At 63.0% G+C, this 20,661-nt stretch carries 22 protein-coding genes and 1 riboswitch; of the genes, 12 read left to right on the top strand and 10 right to left on the bottom strand.

What is annotated here, in order from left to right:
* The first annotated feature begins 289 nt into the window (after positions 1 to 289).
* Both ASG03_RS17265 and ASG03_RS17260 read left to right on the top strand, forming a co-directional pair.
* Entirely contained in the window at positions 290 to 697 is a 408-nt protein-coding gene (locus tag ASG03_RS17265) for a DUF4112 domain-containing protein (protein ID WP_062474639.1), read from the top strand.
* 141 nt (positions 698 to 838) lie between these two features.
* Entirely contained in the window at positions 839 to 1,045 is a 207-nt protein-coding gene (locus ASG03_RS17260; RefSeq protein WP_062694745.1) for a hypothetical protein, read from the top strand.
* A 114-nt stretch (positions 1,046 to 1,159) separates the two neighbouring features.
* On the opposite strand, the gene ASG03_RS17255 is transcribed toward ASG03_RS17260, so the two are convergent.
* Complete coding sequence (locus ASG03_RS17255; protein ID WP_162241406.1) at positions 1,160 to 1,351, bottom strand: hypothetical protein; 192 nt, start codon at positions 1,349 to 1,351, stop codon at positions 1,160 to 1,162.
* Positions 1,352 to 1,586: 235 nt separating this feature from the next.
* Between ASG03_RS17255 and ASG03_RS17250 the strand changes: the two genes are divergently transcribed.
* The gene (locus ASG03_RS17250) at positions 1,587 to 2,951 is read left to right on the top strand and encodes a TadE/TadG family type IV pilus assembly protein (protein ID WP_062694743.1); all 1,365 of its coding nucleotides are present in this window, start codon (positions 1,587 to 1,589) and stop codon (positions 2,949 to 2,951) included.
* Positions 2,952 to 3,134: 183 nt separating this feature from the next.
* On the top strand, positions 3,135 to 5,000 hold the full coding sequence (locus tag ASG03_RS17245; protein ID WP_062474272.1) for a DEAD/DEAH box helicase: 1,866 nt from the start codon (positions 3,135 to 3,137) through the stop codon (positions 4,998 to 5,000).
* A gap of 68 nt (positions 5,001 to 5,068) precedes the next feature.
* Here the strand turns inward: ASG03_RS17245 and ASG03_RS17240 are convergent, their stop codons facing one another.
* From ASG03_RS17240 to ASG03_RS17230, 3 genes are all read right to left on the bottom strand, one after another.
* Positions 5,069 to 5,743: a sulfite oxidase-like oxidoreductase gene (locus ASG03_RS17240; RefSeq protein ID WP_062694741.1), complete on the bottom strand. Its 675-nt coding sequence runs from the start codon at positions 5,741 to 5,743 to the stop codon at positions 5,069 to 5,071.
* 74 nt (positions 5,744 to 5,817) lie between these two features.
* On the bottom strand, positions 5,818 to 6,075 hold the full coding sequence (locus tag ASG03_RS17235; RefSeq protein WP_062694739.1) for a DUF982 domain-containing protein: 258 nt from the start codon (positions 6,073 to 6,075) through the stop codon (positions 5,818 to 5,820).
* A 124-nt stretch (positions 6,076 to 6,199) separates the two neighbouring features.
* Positions 6,200 to 6,928: a GntR family transcriptional regulator gene (locus tag ASG03_RS17230; RefSeq protein ID WP_062695287.1), complete on the bottom strand. Its 729-nt coding sequence runs from the start codon at positions 6,926 to 6,928 to the stop codon at positions 6,200 to 6,202.
* 243 nt (positions 6,929 to 7,171) lie between these two features.
* Between ASG03_RS17230 and ASG03_RS17225 the strand changes: the two genes are divergently transcribed.
* The 6 genes from ASG03_RS17225 (at position 7,172) to ASG03_RS17200 (ending at position 13,808) form a co-directional block, all read left to right on the top strand.
* Entirely contained in the window at positions 7,172 to 8,260 is a 1,089-nt protein-coding gene (locus tag ASG03_RS17225; protein ID WP_062695285.1) for an ABC transporter ATP-binding protein, read from the top strand.
* 51 nt (positions 8,261 to 8,311) lie between these two features.
* Positions 8,312 to 9,607 carry an ABC transporter substrate-binding protein gene (locus tag ASG03_RS17220; RefSeq protein WP_062474266.1) on the top strand — a complete coding sequence of 432 codons (1,296 nt, stop codon included), beginning with the start codon at positions 8,312 to 8,314 and terminating at the stop codon, positions 9,605 to 9,607.
* A gap of 210 nt (positions 9,608 to 9,817) precedes the next feature.
* Positions 9,818 to 10,738 (top strand): ABC transporter permease, encoded by a 921-nt coding sequence (locus ASG03_RS17215; protein ID WP_062474263.1) that lies wholly within the window; start codon positions 9,818 to 9,820, stop codon positions 10,736 to 10,738.
* A gap of 1 nt (position 10,739) precedes the next feature.
* Positions 10,740 to 11,561, top strand: coding sequence for an ABC transporter permease (locus ASG03_RS17210; protein WP_062694737.1), 822 nt, complete (start codon positions 10,740 to 10,742; stop codon positions 11,559 to 11,561).
* Positions 11,562 to 11,569: 8 nt separating this feature from the next.
* Positions 11,570 to 12,310: an aspartate/glutamate racemase family protein gene (locus tag ASG03_RS17205; RefSeq protein WP_062694736.1), complete on the top strand. Its 741-nt coding sequence runs from the start codon at positions 11,570 to 11,572 to the stop codon at positions 12,308 to 12,310.
* Between the two features lie 196 nt (positions 12,311 to 12,506).
* Positions 12,507 to 13,808, top strand: coding sequence for a flavin monoamine oxidase family protein (locus tag ASG03_RS17200; protein ID WP_062694734.1), 1,302 nt, complete (start codon positions 12,507 to 12,509; stop codon positions 13,806 to 13,808).
* Between the two features lie 21 nt (positions 13,809 to 13,829).
* Here ASG03_RS17200 and ASG03_RS17195 read toward each other — a convergent pair whose 3' ends face one another.
* Positions 13,830 to 14,645 carry a DUF1194 domain-containing protein gene (locus ASG03_RS17195; protein WP_062695283.1) on the bottom strand — a complete coding sequence of 272 codons (816 nt, stop codon included), beginning with the start codon at positions 14,643 to 14,645 and terminating at the stop codon, positions 13,830 to 13,832.
* 163 nt (positions 14,646 to 14,808) lie between these two features.
* Here ASG03_RS17195 and ASG03_RS17190 point away from each other — a divergent pair, with 163 nt between their 5' ends.
* The gene (locus ASG03_RS17190; protein ID WP_062474256.1) at positions 14,809 to 16,098 is read left to right on the top strand and encodes a glucoamylase family protein; all 1,290 of its coding nucleotides are present in this window, start codon (positions 14,809 to 14,811) and stop codon (positions 16,096 to 16,098) included.
* Between the two features lie 36 nt (positions 16,099 to 16,134).
* Here ASG03_RS17190 and ASG03_RS17185 read toward each other — a convergent pair whose 3' ends face one another.
* The 4 genes from ASG03_RS17185 to ASG03_RS17170 form a co-directional block, all read right to left on the bottom strand.
* Positions 16,135 to 16,893 carry a CbtA family protein gene (locus ASG03_RS17185; RefSeq protein WP_062694732.1) on the bottom strand — a complete coding sequence of 253 codons (759 nt, stop codon included), beginning with the start codon at positions 16,891 to 16,893 and terminating at the stop codon, positions 16,135 to 16,137.
* Positions 16,894 to 17,137: 244 nt separating this feature from the next.
* The gene (locus ASG03_RS17180) at positions 17,138 to 17,314 is read right to left on the bottom strand and encodes a CbtB domain-containing protein (RefSeq protein WP_062474630.1); all 177 of its coding nucleotides are present in this window, start codon (positions 17,312 to 17,314) and stop codon (positions 17,138 to 17,140) included.
* A 49-nt stretch (positions 17,315 to 17,363) separates the two neighbouring features.
* Positions 17,364 to 17,626: riboswitch (cobalamin riboswitch) on the bottom strand.
* A 20-nt stretch (positions 17,627 to 17,646) separates the two neighbouring features.
* Positions 17,647 to 18,156, bottom strand: a complete 510-nt coding sequence (locus ASG03_RS17175) for an SRPBCC family protein (protein ID WP_062694724.1) — start codon at positions 18,154 to 18,156, stop codon at positions 17,647 to 17,649.
* Between the two features lie 97 nt (positions 18,157 to 18,253).
* Positions 18,254 to 18,787 carry a hypothetical protein gene (locus ASG03_RS17170; RefSeq protein WP_062694722.1) on the bottom strand — a complete coding sequence of 178 codons (534 nt, stop codon included), beginning with the start codon at positions 18,785 to 18,787 and terminating at the stop codon, positions 18,254 to 18,256.
* A gap of 169 nt (positions 18,788 to 18,956) precedes the next feature.
* Here ASG03_RS17170 and ASG03_RS17165 point away from each other — a divergent pair, with 169 nt between their 5' ends.
* The gene (locus ASG03_RS17165) at positions 18,957 to 19,460 is read left to right on the top strand and encodes a YciE/YciF ferroxidase family protein (protein ID WP_062474248.1); all 504 of its coding nucleotides are present in this window, start codon (positions 18,957 to 18,959) and stop codon (positions 19,458 to 19,460) included.
* Between the two features lie 75 nt (positions 19,461 to 19,535).
* Here ASG03_RS17165 and ASG03_RS17160 read toward each other — a convergent pair whose 3' ends face one another.
* Complete coding sequence (locus ASG03_RS17160; protein ID WP_062694720.1) at positions 19,536 to 20,660, bottom strand: ABC transporter substrate-binding protein; 1,125 nt, start codon at positions 20,658 to 20,660, stop codon at positions 19,536 to 19,538.
* Between the last annotated feature and the right edge of the window lies 1 nt (position 20,661).

The raw sequence follows: 20,661 nt of genomic DNA, 5'->3' as shown, positions 1-20,661 counted from the left end.
TTGGACGTTTCACCCCGAAAATAGGGAGGGAATTTAAATTATCTTTTAATATCAATTGCCTCCGTACGGTAACGGACGAAGTTTTCGGCTGTGTGCGAGAATTGATCAGCGCTGCAGCGCACGGTTCGCGTGGGCTTGCAGCATGTGCATTTCCGGTTGCGGCAGGTGGCCGAACGGTGCGGAAAGCGATGACATCGCCGCGTCGCGCCGCGGTCGGCTCGTGCTGAACCTTGTGTCGCGACAAAGGCTCTCCATATGCAATGAAGAGCTTACAAGGAGATGAATGACGATGCCAAGCACGGCTTATGCAACGGACTTTACGCGTACCGCCGATGACATTGATCGTGCCGAACGCCTGAGGCGCCTGCGCCGGCTGGCAAAGCTGGCGCGGATCATGGATACGGCCGTCGGCATTCCGGGTACGCGTTTTCGCTTCGGTGCGGACTCGCTCCTCGGTCTCGTCCCCATTGTCGGCGATGCCAGTGGCGCGATCATCGGCCTTGCGATCGTCAACGAGGCCCGCCGGCTTGGCGTGCCGAAGCGGAAGATGGCGCAGATGCTCTACAATCTCGGCCTCGACGCGACGCTGGGTGCGGTGCCGCTGGTCGGGGACGTGTTCGACGTCTACTTCAAGGCGCACAAACGGAATATTCAGCTCATCATGGACCATTTCGAGCTGACGGATCGCGATCTCTGAGATCGAGCCGTGCCGTTGTGGACAGGCGCTGTTTCCGGCGTCTCGACGTCGTCCGGTGTCCCAACGACATATTGCGAACAAAAGATGGAACCAGTTTCCTCCTGTTTCCATTCCGAAGAGTCTGAAAAAGGAGAAAAGCCCATGCCCCTGTCGAAGCACGCCATTCCGGTTGCGCAATCGAACGTCGTGACCGTGCAGGAAGCGCTGGAGCCGCTGTTCGTGAAATTGGAAGTCGAAGCCGATGCGCGCCTGATCCGGGCGGCCGTCAGTGCCGGCTGGACGGCGGAAGAGGCGGTCGCGGCGATCGACGATCTGCGGCGCCAGGACGTGGATCCGTCGCGCCACTGAGCCGCGACAATCACTGCGTCATCGGCACAAGCGCCCAGAGGACCATACCATAAAGGCCGGGTTAGACCCGGCCTTCTCGTTTCTCGTGACGCGCCAGGCTGGCGGCGCTTCGGGCTAGTGCTGGGTTTCCGACTGCGGTTCCGAATAATCCCAGTTCTTGCGGGCGAACTGGATGGCCGCTGCCTCTGCGCTTTCCTTCGTTCTGAAGCGCTCCGCAAGCACATGGCTCCGGTTGCGGCACTGGAGCAGGACCGTTCCGCTTCTGAAGTCGTACTGCACTCTCAGATGATCTGACGTTTCCATCATCATTCCTCCCATAGGCTTCGGCGACTCCTCATCGCACAGGTAAATGTATGCGATAGATCGTCCGGCGCAAGGAAACTTAACCGTAAATCCATTCACGGTTTCCTGATCCCACAGCCGTTTGCTCCATAAGTGAACGCTTTCTCATTTCGTTTACCGCGCTGTTTCACCCCTCATTTAAGGACATAACTTAGGTTCCCCGCTTGCGCCGCCGGATGCAGCGCCAGGGGTCGTCATTATGTTCAAGCGTTTTCTAGCCGATCGCTCCGGCAATCTGGCCATCATCGGGTCTCTCTCGCTCGTCCCGCTGCTGGGGACCGCCGGGCTTGCTCTCGACATCGGCAATGCGATCAAGGTGAGAACCGAGCTGCAATGGGCGGCAGACGCCGCGGTGGTCGGCTCCATCACGGATAAGTCGGACGGCGTGGCGGAAGCGATGGCGATGTCGGCGGACGGTACGGTCAGGGTCAGCGAAGGGGAGGCGCGTCGCATCTTCGATGCGCAGCTGGCGAGGGCAGCCGTGCCGGACGTTCCCGGACAGCCGGCACGCACGCCCCCGGATGATCTGGAAGTGACGGCGCGAGAATTTACGGTTACCGCCGTCAAGTCCGGACGCGACATCAACGTGTCGGCGGCGTTTGCGACCCTCGTGCCCACCACGTTCCTGCGCGTCTTGGGAAAGGACTACATCCGCGTTGACGGCGTGGCCAAGGCCACGTTCCAGTCGAACTCCTTCATGGACTTCTACATGTTGCTCGACAACACGCCCTCCATGGGCGTGGGCGCAACCCCTGCAGACGTGGACAGGCTCATCGCCGCCACGAAGAACGTTTCGGATTCGGGTTCGCGCAACTGTGCGTTTGCCTGCCATATCGTGTCGGAGAAAGGCGAACCCGACAAGAACAGCAACTATTTCGTGGCCCGAAAGGTCGGAGCCACCATCCGGATCGACGTCGTCGCCGAGGCCGTGGCGGCGCTGACGCGCGAGGCTGAAAAGACGGAGACCTACACGAACCAGTATCGGATGGCGGCTTACACCTTCGGGCAGAAGGCGGAGGACGCCAAGCTCTATCAGGTGTCCAAGCTCACCGACGATCTGAAGGATATCCAGACGAAGGTTGACACGATCTCGCTGATGAGCATTCCCTATCACGGCTACAACGGCGACCAGATCACGAGCTTCGATCAGGCTTTGACGCGGATCAACGCGGAGATTCCGGCACCGGGCGACGGATCGACCGCTGCGAAGGCGGAAAAGGTCGTCTATTTCGTCGCGGACGGCGTCGGCGACAGCTACAAGCCGAGCGGCTGCACAAAGAAGACGACCGGCGGTCGTTGCCAGGAGCCGATCGACGTCAGCTACTGCAAGACCATCAAGGATCGCGGCGTCAAGATCGCCGTCCTCTACACGACCTACCTGCCGCTGCCGACGAACGACTGGTACAACAAGTGGATCAAGCCGTTCCAATCGGAAATCGGCACGAAGATGCAGGCCTGCGCGTCGCCCGGGCTCTATTTCGAGGTCAATCCGTCCGAAGGGATCGAGTCGGCGATGAAGGCCCTCTTCGTCAAGATCATCCGCAGTCCCCGCCTGACGGGCTGAGGCGCACGCCACCTTGAAAGCCTTGCGGGGAGGCGCCGCAGCGGTCCTTCGGCGCTCCTCTGTACATTTGCTGATAGAGGGATTAAGAGATCGCCATGGTATGGGCCGCAGCGTGCGGTCCTCAAGGCATGTGCGCATTCTATCGTGCACGCTGCACGGTTCGAACTTCCGAGAGACAGACATATGACAGAATTCGCAGGGGTCGTTCCGGCGATCGCCGAGGCGTTGACCAAACGCGGCTATTCCACCCTGACGCCGGTCCAGACCGCCGTCATCGAAGCGGAAATGTCGGGTCGCGACGCGCTCGTCTCCGCCCAGACCGGCTCCGGCAAGACCGTCGCCTTCGGCCTCGCGCTCGCATCCACGCTGCTGGATGGCGCCGATCGCTTCGGTCCGGCGCACAAGCCGCTCGCCGTCGCGGTGGCTCCCACGCGCGAACTGGCGCTGCAGGTCCAGCGCGAACTCGAGTGGCTCTACGAAATGACCGGCGCGGTCATCGCCGCTTCGGTCGGTGGCATGGACATTCGTACCGAGCGTCGCGCGCTCGATCGTGGCGCGCATATCGTCGTCGGCACGCCCGGCCGTCTCTGCGACCATGTCCGCCGCGGCGCGCTCGATCTGTCAGCCTGCAAGGCCATCGTGCTGGACGAGGCCGACGAGATGCTCGATCTCGGCTTCCGCGAGGATCTGGAATTTTTGCTGGAGACGGCTCCGGCCGACCGGCGGACCCTGATGTTCTCGGCCACCGTGCCGAAGTCCATCGCCACGCTTGCCAAGAACTATCAGCGCGACGCGCTGCGCATCTCGACACAGGCCGAGGCGAAGCAGCACCTCGACATCGACTATCGCGCGCTCGTGGTCGTTCCCTCGGACCGGGAAAACGCCATCATCAACGTGCTGCGCTATTATGAAGCCAAGAACGCGCTGGTGTTCTGCTCCACCCGCGCCGCCGTCAACCATTTGACGGCCCGGTTCAACAATCGCGGCTTCTCCGTCGTTGCGCTTTCGGGCGAGCTCAGCCAGAGCGAGCGGACGCATGCGCTTCAGGCCATGCGCGACGGTCGCGCGCGCGTCTGCATCGCCACCGACGTTGCCGCACGCGGTATTGACCTTCCCGGTCTCGAACTCGTCATCCATGCCGATCTGCCGACCAACCCGGAAACGCTTCTGCACCGCAGCGGCCGGACCGGTCGGGCAGGACGCAAGGGCGTCAGCGCCATCATCGTTACCTCGAACGCGCGCCGCAAGGCCGAACGCCTGCTGCGTGACGCACGTATCGAAGCCGTCTGGGCAAAGCCGCCATCGGCTGACGAGGTTTCGCAGAAGGACGATGAGCGCATTCTCTCGGATGCCGCGCTGAACGATCCGATCCGCGAGGAAGAGGCCGCGTTCGTGCAGCAGGTTCTGGCGGGACACAGCCCCGAACAGGTGGCAGCAGCCTTCGTACGGCTTGCCCGGGCGGGCCGTTCCGCGCCCGAGGACATCATCGATACGCCTGCCTTCCAACCGTCGGGCCAGACAGGCGGCCAGGGTGCCGCCGATCGCGGCCCGCGGCCGGAGCGGTCCGCGCCGCGCGGCGATTTCGGGGATGCCGTCTGGTTCTCGCTGTCGGCCGGTCGCAAGCAGAACGTGGAGCCCCGCTGGCTGATCCCGATGCTGTGCCGCATCGGCCGCATCACCAAGCAGGAGATCGGCGCCATCAAGATGATGCCGGAAAACACGTTCGTCGAGATCGCGCGGGACTTTTCCGACAGCTTCATCGAAGCATTGGGGCCGAAGCGCATCCTCGAAAAGGGCATCACGGTAACGCAGCTCGACGGGGCGCCCGATCTGTCTGCGGCGCCGCGCAAGCCGTTTGCCCGCAAAGACAATGCCGCCTCCACCGACCAGAAACCCCGCTGGAAGGACAATGGCGAGAAGTCGGATCGCCCCGACAGCAAGCCTTGGGCCAAGAAAGCGGCCAAGCCCGGCTTCGCGAAGTCAGGCCCGCGCCCGGCTGATGATGGCGGGAAGCCCGCCAAGAAGCCGTTCAAGAAAAAGACGACCTGAGAGCACAAAAAAAGGCTCCGGCAGACATGCCGGAGCCTTTTTCGTTTCGCCTGTCACATGTGCGCGGCTCAGTCTTCGGAATAGCGCTGCTCCCGCCAAGGGTCGCCCAGCATGTGGTAGCCGTTCTTTTCCCAGAACCCGGCGCGATCGCCGGTCATGAACTCGATCTTCGACAGCCACTTGGCGCTCTTCCAGAGATAGAGGTGCGGCACGATCAGTCGTGCCGGAGCGCCATGCTCGCGGGTCAGCGGCTGGCCCTCCCACTCGGTCGCGACCAGGGCGTGCTCGCTTGCAAAATCAGCCAGGGGCAGGTTGGTGGTATATCCGTCATAGCTGGTCAGCATGACGTAGGTCGCCTCCGGCTTCGGTGCCACGAGATCGAGCAAGGTGTGCGTCGAGACGCCTTTCCAGCTGTTGTCGTACCGGGACCACGTGGTCACGCAGTGAATGTCCGACAGGAACTTGCTCTGCGGCAATGCCTTAAACTGCGCCCAGTCGAGCGTGACCGGATGTTCGATGGCACCCTTCAGCGTCAGCGACCAGCTGTGCGTCTCGATGATGGGATGCTGCCCGAGGTCGAGCACGGGCCAGTTCTTGACGAGATGCTGACCCGGCGGCAGTCGATCGGCATCGGCCCGCGCGACCTGGCCCGTCAGGAATCGACCTTCCTCTGCCCAACGCCGCTTGGAGCGTGTCAGTTTCGTGTCGTCGGACGGCTGCTCCGGGGGGGTGGTGTCCGACATCTTTTGCTCCTGGCTACGCGTTCGAACGGTAATGGTCGCCCGCCTGACAGGCTTTGGTCAAGTGGGAGGATGCCTCAAGGTGCGGGGCTGGGCTTTGCCAGGATCCCGGCCTCGCGCGCCGCGGCCATGAAGGACGCCTGCGCCTTGCGCGGGCTGAGAATGCCGTCGAGGGCATCCATGCAATGCTGGAGGGCGATGCGATAGGCTCTGCCGGACCGTCCGGCGGGCCAGCCGCGCAGAAACTCCAGGGCGTCCCAGGCCGAAGCGATGATGAATTCCTGGCTCTGCTGGAGAATGATCCGGACCGGCTTCGGAAAACGCTTGTAACTCATACTCGCCTCGCATGCTGTCTGTCTTGCGCGGACAAAACGGTTTGCGGGTTGTTTGGTTCCCAATGCGTTTAGAAAAATTATCTTTTCTTCTCAGTGCTTTAATCGTCTTTTGCTCAGCCGGTGATCAAGGCAGCAAGGCATCGCGAAGTTCGTGCGTTCGGCGGGCCCGCAGGTCGAGATCGGCCTCGATATGGTGGATATGGTGCACCATCAGGCGGCTCGCGCGGTCGATCTGACCGGCTTCGATCGCGTTGACGATGTTCATATGCTCGGTGTGGCCGCAGCTGGAGACGGTGGATTGTCCATAGAGCGCAATCACAAGAGACGAGCGTGCGATAAGCTCGTCCATGAAGCGCTGCATCACGGCATTTCCCGTCATGGCCGCGATATGCAGATGGAAGTCTCCGGATGCCTTGATTTCCGCGCGACGCGCACTCTGGCCGCGCTCATTCATCAGGCGGCCTTCGTCCAGAAGGCGTTCGCGGAGCTGGCGGATATGGGCCGGCGTGATGTGGCGTGCTGCCTCGGCGAGGATGCCGGGCTCGATGATCCGACGCGTTGCGAAGATCTGGCGGGCTTCCTCCGGCGATGGGTTGGCGACGAAGGCGCCGCGGTTTCGCTCGACGGTTACGAGACCCTCATGTGCCAAAGCCTGAAGGGCGCCGCGCACCAGCGTTCGACTGACATGGAAGAGAGCGCCGACATCCGTTTCCGTCAGTTTCGTGCCCGGCATGAGCCGTCGATCGACGATCGCATCGCGGATGGCGTCGCGAATGGCGCGCTGGCTGCCATCGTTTCCGTCAGCATCAGGCCGCAAGATCGCACTGTCCGGTGTGGTTCGGGAACTGTCCATGAGCGCCAAGTCTAATGCACATGACCAGCCGAAAGAAGAGCGATTCGTATTCAGAGATTCCGTCCGATTGTATACGATCTGGCATTTTATTTTGCACAATAGATGAAAATTTAGGCGGAACCGCACACGTGTCGTTTTTCGCGGCAGAAACGTGTTATTTTACCGTTAGGAAACAGTGACCTACGCTCTGCCTGTCGAACTGGCATGCTTGATGCATTCTCTTTGGTCAGAAGGGAATTCATCATGACCAAAGCGGCAGAGATCGACATCGTTTCCGTTTCCAAGATCTACGGAAGCACCACGGCTGTCCATTCCATCAGCCTGAAGATCCCGTCCGGCAGCTATTGCTGCTTTCTCGGTCCGTCCGGCTGCGGCAAGACGTCGACCTTGCGGATGATCGCCGGGCACGAGACCATTTCGTCCGGTGACATCCGGCTTGGAAACACGGTCGTGACCGATCTTCCGCCGGCCCGGCGCGGCACGGCGATGATGTTCCAGTCCTACGCGCTCTTCCCGCATCTCGATCTGGTCGACAATGTCGCCTTCAGTTTGAAGATGAAGGGCGTGGACAAGGAGGAGCGTCGCGCAAAGGCGCTCGAGATGCTTCGGCTCATGCAGATGGAGCCCTATGCCAACCGGAAACCGGCCCAGCTTTCGGGCGGACAGCAACAACGCGTGGCGCTGGCGCGCGCGCTGATCACCGACCCGGAAGCGTTGCTGCTGGACGAACCCCTGTCGGCGCTCGATCCGTTCCTGAAGATCCGCATGCGGGCCGAGCTGAAGAAGCTCCAGAAGAATCTCGGCATCACCTTCGTGCATGTGACGCACAGCCAGGAAGAGGCGATGGCGCTCGCCGACATCATCGTCATTATGAGCGACGGGCGGATCGAGCAGGCGGCAAGCCCGCGCGAGGTCTTCGAGCGACCGGCAACGGCTTTCGTCGCGCGCTTCATGGGAGACCACAACGTCCTGACCGGCCGGGTGATATCCAGCGCAGACGGCGTCCTCACGCTGCAGGTTCCGGAGGGGCAAACCTTTACGGTGGCGGGCGAGGGGCGGGCGGAAGGGTCCCCGATCGACATCGGGATCCGCACCGATCGCGTGCGGCTGAGCGAACCCGGCGAGAAGACTCTCGGCTTCAACGGCGTTGTTTCCAACGTCGAGTATCGCGGCGCTTCGGTGAAGATCACCGTCATGGGCGCCGGTTCCGAGGACTTTACGGTGATCGCGACCGACGCAGACTACTTCGAAAGGCCCGTCGCCGTGGGCGATGCGGTTTCCTTGAGCTGGCGCCTGGAGGATGCGGTCCTTCTCGGCAGCGCGGCCGCCTGACTTTCCACCCAGAACGACATCCGTCTCACCACAAGAAAAGGGGAACCGACCATGACCGAGATCAAGGATACGAAGACGCCGACCGGCCTCACGCGCCGCTCGCTGATGAAGACAGGGGCCGCGGCTATCGGCGCCATTGCAGGGTCCGGCGCCATCACCGGCTTCCCGACCATTTGGGCGCAGAACCCCATCACGCTGCGCCAGTTCGGCACAGGCGTTTCCAACATCAACGCCATTGCCGAGAAGTGCAAAGCGGACCTCGGCATCACGCTCGAGATGACGGCAACCGACTCGGATGCGGCCGCCCAGCGCGCCGTGACGCAGCCGGACAGCTACGATATCGCCGACATCGAATACTGGATCCTGAAGAAGGTCTTCCCCGCCGGTGTTATCCAGCCGATGGAAATCTCCAAGCTGAAGTACTACGACCAGATTGTGCCCCTCTTCAAGACGGGCAAGCTGACGCCGGACAGCGTCATCGCTCAGGGCACGGCGCCGCACACGGTCGGCTATGTCGAAAAGGTTGGCGATAAGACGTTCGCGAAGTCCGAAACCGATCTCTTCACGATGGTGCCGACCATCTACAATGCCGACACGCTCGGCATCCGCCCCGATCTCGTCGGCCGCGAAATCACGTCCTGGGCTGACATCATGGACCCGGCCTTCAAAGGCAAGACCTCCATCCTCAACATTCCCTCGATCGGCATCATGGATGCCGCGATGATCATGGAAGCGCTCGGCAACATCAAATATGCCGACAAGGGCAACATGACCAAGGCGGAGATCGATGCCACGATCGAGTTCCTGATCAAGGCCAAGCAGGACGGCCAGTTCCGCGCCTTCTGGAAGTCGTTCGACGAGTCCGTCAACCTGATGGCCTCCGGCGAAGTCGTCATCCAGTCCATGTGGTCGCCGGCCGTGGCCGCCGTCCGGTCCAAGGGGATCGCCTGCAAGTACCAGCCATTGAAGGAAGGCTATCGCTCCTGGGGCGGCGGTCTCGGTCTTGCGGCACATCTCCAGGGGGCACAGCTCGACGCGGCCTATGAATATATCAACTGGTACACGTCCGGCTGGGTCGGCGGCTATCTCAACCGCCAGGGCTACTACTCCGCCGCCATGGACACCGCCAAAAAGTTCATGACCGAGGACGAGTGGGGCTACTGGATCGAAGGCAAGGCCGCCAAGGGCGACATCATGTCTCCGGAAGGCAAGATCATGGAGAAGGCCGGGGCCGTGCGCGATGGCGGCTCTTTCGAAGAGCGCATGGGCAAGGTCGCCTGCTGGAACTCGGTGATGGACGAGGACCGCTACATGGTTCGCCGCTGGAACGAGTTCATCGCGGCCTGATGCTGGGGCCGCACCTACGGCGGCCTTTCACGCCCTCCCTGTCGGCGCTTGCGGGAGGGAGGACCTGCCCTGCTTTCCCTATCGATGGGCTCGGGCGGATAGCCACAACCTTCCTTCTCCCCGCAGGCGGGGAGAGGGTGCCGGCAGGCGCATGAGGGAGAGCCCTGTCGCGCCGCTGAGCGTGAGGACACAACGGAGATCACGGGACCCATGGCGACCATCGCTGCAAGCAAGCCGACACCGGCCACGAACGCGCAGGGGCGCAAGGCCTTAGGCTTTCGTCTGCCGCCGCGCACCGTCTCCTATCTGCAGTCGGCGCCGCTGATCGCCATTCTCGGCTTCTTCTTTCTGCTGCCGATCCTGATGATCCTCGTCGTCAGCTTCTGGGACTATGATTTCGCGGGTCTCTATCCGGATTTCCTGACGATGAACTACGAGGAGACGCTGGGCTCCTGGGTCACCTGGAAAACCTATCTCAATACCTTGAAATATACCGTCGTCGTCTGGGCGCTCACGACCTTCATCGGTTTCTGGGTTGCCTATTTCCTGGCGTTTCACATCCGCACGACGACGATGCAGATGGTGCTTTTCCTTGTCTGCACCGTGCCGTTCCTCACCTCCAACATCATCCGCATGATCTCGTGGATTCCCGTGCTCGGACGCAACGGCCTCGTGAATTCGACGCTGATCGAAATGGGCATCATTCCCGCGCCGATCGAGTGGCTGCTTTACTCCGAGTTCGCCGTGATCCTGGCCATGGTGCATCTCAACACGCTGTTCATGGTGACGCCGATCTTCAACACCTTGATGCGGATCGACAAATCGCTGATCGAGGCGGCGCGGGATGCAGGTGCCACAGGTTGGCAAATCCTCTGGAACGTCATCATTCCGCTCGCCAAGCCCGGCATCGCCATCGGCTCGATCTTCGTGGTCACGCTCGTCATGGCGGATTTCTCCACCGTGCAGGTCATGTCCGGCGGGCAGAGCGCGTCGGTGGCGCTCATGATGCGCAACCAGATGTCGCTGCTGCAATATCCGGCGGCAGCGGCGAACGCCGTCGTTCTGCTCATCGTCGTCCTCCTGATGGTGGCCGCGATCCTGCGCGTCGTCGATATCCGCAAGGAGCTGTGAGATGAACCACGAGAAACGCACCTTTGAATTCTATGTGCTCGCCGTTTTCTTCGCGCTGTTCGTGCTCTTTCTCTACGGCCCGCTGTCAGCGGTCCTGATCCTGTCGTTCCAGGGGCCGAACGGCGGTCTGACCTTCCCGATGAACGGTGTGTCCTTGCGCTGGTTCTACAATCTGTTCGAGCAGCAGGCGGTCGGCAATTTCGGCGCGTCGTTCCGGCGGTCGTTCTTTCTCGGGATCATGGTCATGGTCGTCAACGTTCTGGTGTCGCTGCTGGCGGGGCTCGCTTTCCGGCGCACGTTCCGCGGAGCGACCACCCTGTTCTATCTGACGGTTGCCAGCCTCGTCGTCCCCTCCATCATCATCTCGCTTGGCATCGGCGTGGTCTTCCAGCAGTTCGGTCTCAAGCCCGCCTGGTATTCCTCGGCCTTCGGGGCGCACCTGACGTGGACGCTGCCTTTCGGCGTGCTCATCATGTTCGCCGTCTTCAACCGGTTCTCGCCGGCCTATGAGGAGGCGGCGCGCGATCTCGGGGCGAGTTCGTGGCAGACCTTCCGCCATGTCGTGCTGCCGATGATTGCGCCGAGCCTGATCGGCGTCGGGCTGTTCGGCTTCACGCTGTCCTATGACGAATTCGCGCGCACGCTGATGACCTCGGGCACCTACAACACCCTACCGCTCGAAATCTACGGCATGACCACCAATGTCACCACGCCGGTGCTGTACGCGCTCGGCACGGTCACCACCGTGTTTTCCTTCACCGTCATTCTGCTCGCGCTCGGCATCATCCTGATGCTCGGTCGCAAGCAGGCCAAGCTGGTCTGATGTCCCGTATGCGCATTCTTGTCGTCAATCCGAACACCACCGTTTCCATGACCGAAAAGGCGGCGGAGGCGGCGCGCCTCGTCGCCGCACCGGGGACGACGATCATGGCGGCCACGGCCGCGATGGGGCCGGCCTCGATCGAAGGGCATTACGACGGCGCGCTTGCGCTGCCTGGCCTGCTCGCGGCCATCCGGGACGGCGAAGCGGCAGGCGCGGAGGCGGCCGTCATCGCCTGTTTCGACGATACGGGGCTCGACGCCGCACGTTCGCTCGCCTCCATGCCCGTGCTCGGGCTTTGCGAAAGCGCGCTCGTCACCGCCGGCTTTCTCGCGCAGCGGTTCACCGTCGTGACCACGCTCGAACGGTCCCGCGTGCTTCTCGAAAACCTGACCCGCCATTATGGCTTCGGCGGGCGTGCCAAGGTTCGGGCCGCGGATATTCCTGTCCTGGACCTCGAAAAGGAAGGGTCCGGCGCTCTCGACAAGCTTCGCCACCAGATCGAACGTGCGCTTGCGGACGATGGTGCGGAGGCCATTGTGCTCGGTTGTGCCGGGATGGCGGACCTTGCCCACGACCTGCAGACCATCTATCGCGTGCCGGTGATCGATGGTGTGTCCGCCGCGGTCAAGCAGGCCGAGGCCCTGATCGCCCAGCGGCTGACCACCAGCAAGCGGGGTTCCTATGCCACGCCCCTGGCAAAGGCCTATTCCGGCGCGTTGCGCGACTTCGCGCCCACCGCGACGTCCTGAATCCCGTCGTCATCGGAGCCGGTTGGCGCGCGTCAAAGTGCGGCTAGGTCGTAGGCTGGGCGGCATCGTCCGAGGCCTGACGTCCGTACCGGCACGTCGAAGGGTCGCATGTCCTTTCCGTCAGCGCTTGCTATATCCTTCGGACAGAAGGGCGCGGGTCACTGTGCTCCGGCCGGGCTTGCGGGAAGAGGATGACATGAGACTGGATGCGGATGTGATCGTCGTGGGGGCGGGCTTCACCGGCTTGGCGGCCGCGCGGGCCCTGGTCGATCGTGGGGTGTCCGTCATCGTGCTCGAGGCCCGTGCCGAGGTCGGTGGCCGCGTTCGTTCGTTCATGACGTCGGATGGCGTACGGCGGGATGCTGGCGGTCAATTCCTCTGCGACGACATGCCAGAGGTGATGGCTCTCGTGCGGGCAGCGCGCATCGAGACGGTCGAGACCCGCTGGAGGGGCGCGGCAAAGACCGTGTCGACGACGGCGTCCCGGCGTGTTCCCCAGCACGAGAACACGCTCTTCGCACGGATGTCGTCTGCCGATCCCGCGGACCCCGCCCTTTCCGGTCTTTCGATTGCCGACTGGCTCGACGCACAAGAGGCGACGGACGAGGCCAAGCGGCAGTTTCTCAGCATGGTGCACGGGCTCTGGTGCCTGCCGGCGGAGGTAATCCCGTTTTGGTATCTCGTCGACAGCGACCGCCGGAATACGGCCGAGATATCGGAGCTCCAGTATTTCCTGAAGGACAGCGCGGCGGCCTTGGCCGACAGCATGGCTGACGACCTCGGGCCTTCCCTTTCTCTCGCGACGCCGGTCTCCAGCATTCGGCGCGAGGCGGATCATGTCGTCGTGACGACGGACGATCGGGAGGTGACGGCGCGGCATGTGCTCGTGGCCGTCCCACCCGTCCGGGCGCGCGAGATCGTCCAGCACCCGCCGCTGCCGGCGCCGCTTGCACATGCGCTCGGCGGCTGGCGCAGCGGGGCCGTCATCAAGATCCTGCTGCGCTATCCCCGACGCACGTGGCCGCCTGCGGTTTCCTCCGGGCTCTCGTGGGACGACGTGAGCGGACTTTACGCGTTCGACGTCAGCCAGGACGAGACCCATGCCGGTTTCGTGGTGTTCATCGGCGGACCTCTGGCGCTGGACTGGCGCGCCCGCGGCGAGGCCTTCATCGTGCAGACCGTGCGGGAGCGCATGGCCGCCGTGCTCGGCCCGCAAGCGCCGGAACCGCTCGAACTCATCCTGCACGACTGGACGGATGACCGATGGAGCGGCGGTGGTTACAGCGACGTGATCGTCGATCCCGAGGCCCATGACGCCGAGGCGCTTCTGCAAGCAGGCGTCGGCCGCGTGACCTTCGCGAGCTCCGAGCTTTCGCCGTCCTTCCCCACCTATATCGAGGGCGCGATCGTCGCCGGACGGCTTGCAGCCGCAAGACTTGCGGATCGCCTTGTGGCCGACGGTACGGCTCATAACGACGCGATGGCCCTCCCGCGATGAAACATCGTGAAGGATTTGCGCCTACTTGCCGAAGAAGCCGGGGCGCATCTTCTCGCCGATCAGGCAATCCATGGCGGCCAGACTGGCGGCAGGGATGATGCGGACGGATGGCTGCCGTCCGCTTACTTCCATCACGAGCTTCTGCCGGATGGCGACGCCGAAATCGTCCGGATTGTGGATCGGCAGAACGAACGAGCCGGGCCCGCCGATCACGCAGTCACCGTAATACCGGTCGAGCCGAACGCCCACGCCGGTCGGGCGGATGATGATGGCAAGGCCGTTGACGACGACACCGCTGCGCACTGCGGTATCCCGGGCGGGCACGACCGGTGGCCCGAGATTGTTGGGCCCGTCACCCGAGACATCGATGACGCGCCGCTGACCTAAAAAGGCATTCGTGTCGATCAGGCCGCTCGCATAGGTCAGCGCATTGGAAATGGACGTGCCCCGGCGCGTGGTGATGGGCTTTGCAGCGATGTCGTCCGCAAAGGCCGCGGCGTCGGCTGCCGATTCAATCACGCGCCAGTCGACGCGTGAGCTCTCGTTGACGCTGCCGGCCCACTCGAAATAGCTGATGGCGATCCGACCGATCAGCCCACCGCGGACCGCATCGATGAATTCCCTGTGACGCAGGGCGTCCAGATAGCCGGCGCGCTGGATGCGGGCCTCCTCGAGATCCATCGATCCGGACATGTCGACAGCCAGAACCAGTTCGACATCGACCTCGCGGCCGGTAGGTTCGGCCGCCGTCCAGACGGGGGTCGCTCCGGTCAGATCGGGGCCCGGTCGAAGGGCCTCGCCGGAAAGGCCGAGCAGCAATGCAATTCCCGCCAAGATCATGTCATCCAATCCCCGCTTCGCACCGTAGAAGCGAACATTAACACAACGGGTGATGGCGGCGACCGGTAAGCGGCTGCAGGATGTCAACACTTGGTGAGACCATAAATTTTGAGAACGAGATGTGTGGCACGCCGAGCGCGCCCGCGTATGAGGAGTTGAAATGCTTTTCAAGGACACGACGGACGTCGGTCTGATCGACCGATTCCAACTGGGCGCATTCCGCTATTTCATGCGGTACACCGATCCGGTGACGGGCCTGGTGGCCGACAGTTCGCAGGAGGGTTCGCCGGCCAGCATCGCGGCCACGGGCTTCGGCCTGTCTGCACTGCCGGTCGGGGTGGAGCGGGACTGGTTGTCGCGCGAAGACGCTGCCATGCGGGCGCTGAAAACCTTGCGCTTCCTGCGGGACAGCGAACAGAGCCGCGATACGCTTGCAACAGGTTACAAGGGGCTCTACTACCATTTCCTGGATATGAAGACCGGACAGCGGGCATGGCGGAGCGAGATCTCGCTGATCGACAGCGCGCTGCTGATCGCGGGCGTCATCACGGTGGGCGCCTATTTCTCTGAGAATACGCCTGCCGAGAAGGAAATCCGCGATATTGCCGACATGGTCTATGCGCGCGCCAACTGGGCCTGGGCACTGGACGAGCAGGATACGCTTGCGCTTGGCTGGAAGCCGCGGAGCGGATTTCTTCCGTTTCGGTGGCACGGCTACAGCGAGGCGATCATCCTCTACACGCTGGCTCTCTCATCGCCTTCCTACCCGATCCCGCCCAAGAGCTATCTGAGCTTCGGCAATCAATGCGATTGGAAAGAGGCGTTCGGCAAACCGTATCTCTATGCGGGGCCGCTGTTCATTCACCTCTTCTCGCATGCCTGGATCGATTTTCGTGGTATCCGCGATGCTGCAATGACCGAGCATGACAGCGACTACTTCGAGAACACGCGCCTGGCGATCGAGGTGCAGCGCGACTACGCGGCGCGCAACCCCGAAGCGTTCGTCGGCTACGGCAAGGACTGCTGGGGCCTGACGGCCTGTGACGGTCCGGAACGGTCTCGGCGTCTGCGCGATGGTCGCCAGCAGCATTTTTCCGGTTATGCCGCACGGGGTGCGCCGTCCGGACCGGACGACGGAACGCTGGCACCCTGGGCGCCGCTCGCCTGCCTGCCGTTCGATGAAGGCGCAGCGCTTTCGGGAACGCGGCACATCCTCAGTGCCTATCCCGGTGTCGTCGATGAGGACGGTTTCATTGGCAGCTTCAATCCGAGCGTCCCCGCACGCACGGCGGAGGGCTGGATGAACACGCGCCGCATCGGTCTCGACCAGGGACTTCTCCTGATGATGATCGAGAACCATCGAACCGGGTTCTTTTGGAACCTGCTGCGACAGTCGGCGCCGATCCGGCGCGGGTTGAAGCGTGCGGGCTTTACGGGCGGCTGGCTTTAACCCGGATCGATCGATCCGGGCCATCTTGCGTCCGCCTCAGGTCTTGGGGACGAAGCGATCGTTGATCGCGCCGGAAACGGTCCCAAGGACAAGCCAGAACGCGAGCGTGGTCGCGAGCGCGGCGACCGCGAACTCCGCACCGAGCACGGCGGGTACCGGGCTTGCAAGATCGCCGGGCTGCGGCGCGCCGTAGAGATGGGGCACGGTGAGAAGACCCAATCCGGCCGCCTTGGCCCAGATCTCTCTGCGAAGCGCGATGATGCCGAGGCCGATCGCCGAGAGCACCGTCGTCATGAGCCACCAGGTCTGGCGATCAGCGAGATCGCCTGCCGGGAAGCCCGGGAGCTCGGGCGGCAGACCCAATGCCGGCAGCAGGTGAACCGTTAGCCAGCCCAATGCGCCCCAGGCAAGGCCGGTGCGCAAGGTCGGTGGCCTGCCCAAGGCGATGCCGAGGCCGCCGAGGATGAGGCCGAAACCGGCTCCCGTCACCAGGTTGGCAATCAGCGTGCCGGAGAAACGACTCAGACCGAACAGGATGCCGCCCCCTTCGTGTTCCGCGCCGTCATGTGCGTAGGCGGTCGGGATCGGGTCGAGTGCGGCGGCGAGGGACTGGAGAAACGTGCCGCTTGCTCGCGACGAATGCTCGTGAGCGGGCGTCGCGCCCGATCCGGGTGCAGCCTCGTAGGTTTCGGCTTTCAAGATGAGGGGCGTGAGGCGAAGTTCCTGTGCGGCTGTCATGAAGATGCCGGCAATGAGGCCTGCGCAGATGGCGGCCAGCAGGGTTCTGACGATCATGGATAGTCCTTTGAAGCAGCGCCTTGCGGCCTGCTTTGTCCTGTTGTGATTCGGATCGATACGTGGCCCCGGCACGCGGGCGATGCGGTGCTGCCGAGCGGGCGCGCGAAGGCGATCCCGATCGGGCCCGTCTTCCGTGCCGCACCGGCTATCGCACGCGCGTCTGCTCGGCCGGTCCGCTCAGGCGGACGCAGCCCGACCGTTTGCCTCGGCCACGGTCAGCGTTCGGTCGGAGATCCCAAGCCTAGTGGCAGGGGAAACCGAACGAGTGGCGAACGTCGTGCGCGGTGTCGTGCAGCGCCGACGAATGGGCGAGGCCCGCTCCGAACACCAGAAACGCCCCGATGAACAGGGACAGCAAAGCCGCGATCATGCGGTCATTGAGGGAAAGCGAAACGCCCGATGCGTTGGTAACAGCCATGACAACCTCCGTGATGGCACCGTGGGACATGTCCCACTCCTTTGGGCGATATGCCCGACATCAATCGGCAGGTTTCCTGGCTCGCGGCGTCTGATGCCTTCCGGCATCGTCGGATCCTTCTCGCCTTCCCGCAGGTCCGGGCGTGCCCGTCTCCACAGTGGCTTCTACCGGATGTCCGGTATGAAAGACCCTGACCGCTCTACAGTCGCGGGGTCGGCCGTGATGAAGGTGCCGCACTGGGTCCACCTGTCACGTTCCCATTTACTCCCCGAATGGTTCGACATCCGGAGAACCTCTTGATGCGGGTCACTATGACGGGTGCAGGGCGCCTGTCAATCGACTGTGTGCTCGCGTCGTCCGTCGTCCCCTGGGAGCGTTGCCGCAAGGGCCGCCAGCTGATCGGCGCATTTGCCCCAACCTTCGTGAAAACCCATCTGCTCATGGGCATCGCGATCTGTCTTCGTCCAATGGCGGACGCGAGCGGTGTAGAGCGTTCCCCCGTCTGCGGGATCGAAGGTGATGATGCCGGTCATGAAGGGTTTTTCGGAGGGTGTCCACGCGTCGATATAGGCATCGGTGAAAACGATCTTCCGATCGGGGACGATCTCGAGGTAGACGCCCCGATTGGGCATTTCTTCGCCTTCGGGGCTCTGCATGACGATGAGGTTCCCGCCGCCGACGCGCAGATCCACCTCGGCTGCGGCGATGGTCCAGGGTGGCGGAACGAACCACTGCTGGATCAGCGCAGGCTCCGTCCAGCACCGGAACAGGGCGTTCGGCGTGGCGGCGATGTGGCGGGTGATGACGAGGTCGCGATCGTCGGCGGCAGTGGCTTGGGTCATGCGCGGGATCCTGGAGCGGCGGGTCTTCCTGCCGAGTTTCCGTCATTGCGGCGTGACTGTCGAGACCCTGGCGAGAGGCATTGCCCCGACCCCGACATCATGGACCCGCGGGCGAGGACTGGATCTTGACGATCGTCGCTCTCCAGCGCGGCGCGTCCGGTGGGCCGGTCTTGGGCGATGGGAAGACGAGCGTCGTGCGGAGCGCGGCGGAATGGCCGGGCGATATCCGGGCAATGACCAGGGCGTCGTCGCTGCCGATCGTACGGCAGGCGCCGCCGGGGCAATCGTCGAGCGTCACGTCGAGGGTAAAATAGTCGAGGAAAGCCGCGCTGTCGTTGTGGATCGTGGCCGTTACGACATAGCTGCTGGCCGGCGTGCTCTTCTCGAATGTCAGGTTTTCCAGCCGTATTTCGGTTGGCGCAATCCTGTCGACAGGACGGTCCGCCGTGACGGGCGATACGGGGTCGCGGGGTCTGGCATTGTCATCCATGCGCCAGACAACGAAAGCACTGATCAGCCCGACGGCGACGAGCACCGAGAGCGCCGGCTCGGCAATCCGGCGAAAGCGCGGATTGCGAATGGCAAGGCCGACAATCAGAAGGCTTGCGCCAGCAAGCAATATCCACACCATGAACGGCCTCCCCATGTGGGTTCATATAGGGGCGCCCATGTCGGGGTCAAAGCGCGGGGCCGGATAGATGCGGGAACAAAGGGTGGGTGGTCTAGTTCTCCCAGCGCAAGAACACCGTTTGAACCGGCGCGCGGATCCATCGCGCGCGGACCATCCAAAGGAGAGAACAATGGCAGCGAAAGCACTCGAAGATCTGTTCCACGACATGCTCAAGGACGTCTACTATGCCGAACGCAAGATCGTGAAGACACTTCCGAAGATGGCCCGCGGCGCACAGAGCCCCGAACTGAAGGCTGCATTCGAGAAGCATCGGGAAGAAACCGAAGGCCAGATCGAACGCCTGCAGCAGGTCTTCGAGATCTTCGGTAAGCGTGCGACCGGCAAGACCTGCGCCGCGATCGAAGGCATTATCGAGGAAGGCGAAGAGGTTCTTGAGGAATTCAAGGGATCGCCCGCCGTCGACGCAGGGTTGCTCGCCACGGCGCAGGCCGTCGAGCACTATGAGATGGCCCGCTACGGCACGCTGAAGACGTGGGCCGGTCTGCTGGGTCTCGACGAAGCGGTGAAGCTGCTCGACGAGACGCTGAAGCAGGAAGAAAAGACCGACGCCGACCTGACGACGCTGTCGAAGGCCGTCAATGCCAAGGCGATGGACAAGGCGAAAGCCGCTTAAAGCTCGGTCTTTCCAGTTCATTGATGACGCCGGCCGGAGCTCTCCGCGCCGGCGTTTTCATGTCTTCAAAAGACGTCAACGCTGAAGGCTGATCCAATAGGCGCCTTCAAAGGGGACGGCCGCGAACCGTCTGTTGATTTCGGCAAGCGTCGCTTCGGGATCCAGATCCGCGAAAAGCTCCGGCCGCAGCCAGCGGGCGAAGGCCTCGGCTGCCAGTATATTGAGCGGGACCGCGTTGAAGAAGTTCCACAAGCCATGGACCCGGCCGTCGCGAACAGCCTTGAGGTTGGACAGTATGGGTGAGGCGACGACCCGCGTCAGTGTCTGGCGGGCATCGCCGCTGGTCACGCCCGGCCCGATGGAGAACGCGCTGTATGTGCCGCCGGGTGACCCTGTGGCGATGTAGACATCGGGATTGGCGGCGATCAGATACTCCGTGCTGATGACACCGCCCTGCGCCGGGAGATTGCCATCGGCGATGTTCCGGCTGCCGGTCAGGCCGATGAACGCTCCCAGGCCCCCTGTGCCGTAGGCGTAGCAGCACGTCTCCGGGTTGGGAAAAGCATCCATGAGCACTGTCGGGCCGGGTGCGGTTGTCTGCGCCACGCGATCGCGGATGCGCTGCAGGTGCGTCTCGTAGAACGTCGCAAAGGCTTCGGCCTGGGCTTCGCGATCGAGAACCGTGCCGAGCAGACGCATGGCGGATGGCGTGTTCTTCAGCGCGTCGCTGTTGAAATCGACGATGACGACCGGAACGCCGGTGCTTTCCAGATAGTCGATCGCACGCTTGCCAAGCTCGGTATCGGCCTGCCAGTTCGCCATGATCGCCAGATCCGCTTTCAGCGAAAGCATCGTTTCGAGAGACAGGCCGTCTCCCGTACCATCCCCGATGATCGGCAGCTTGGCGATATCGGGGAACTGCTTCTCGAAGGCCGTGTAAATGTCCGGATTGTCCGCCTTCATATCGCCAGACCAGCCCGCAAGAAGGCTGACGGGATCCGGGTGAAGAAGGGAGAGGGCGACGAGGTTGAACCCGCTGCCCAAAAGGATCGCCTTCGGCTTTTCCTCGACCGTTACGATGCGTCCGAGAGAGTCCTTCACTGTCAGCGGATAGGTCGTCGCCATCGCCGAGCCGGATGACACGATGCTGCCGAGCGCCATGAGACAGACGAGAACGGCAAGGAGCGGGCGGCAGAGCATC

It is taken from the genome of Rhizobium sp. Leaf341, from assembly GCF_001424325.1.
Lineage (GTDB): Bacteria > Pseudomonadota > Alphaproteobacteria > Rhizobiales > Rhizobiaceae > Ferranicluibacter.
This window is presented reverse-complemented; position numbering and strand designations above follow the sequence as displayed.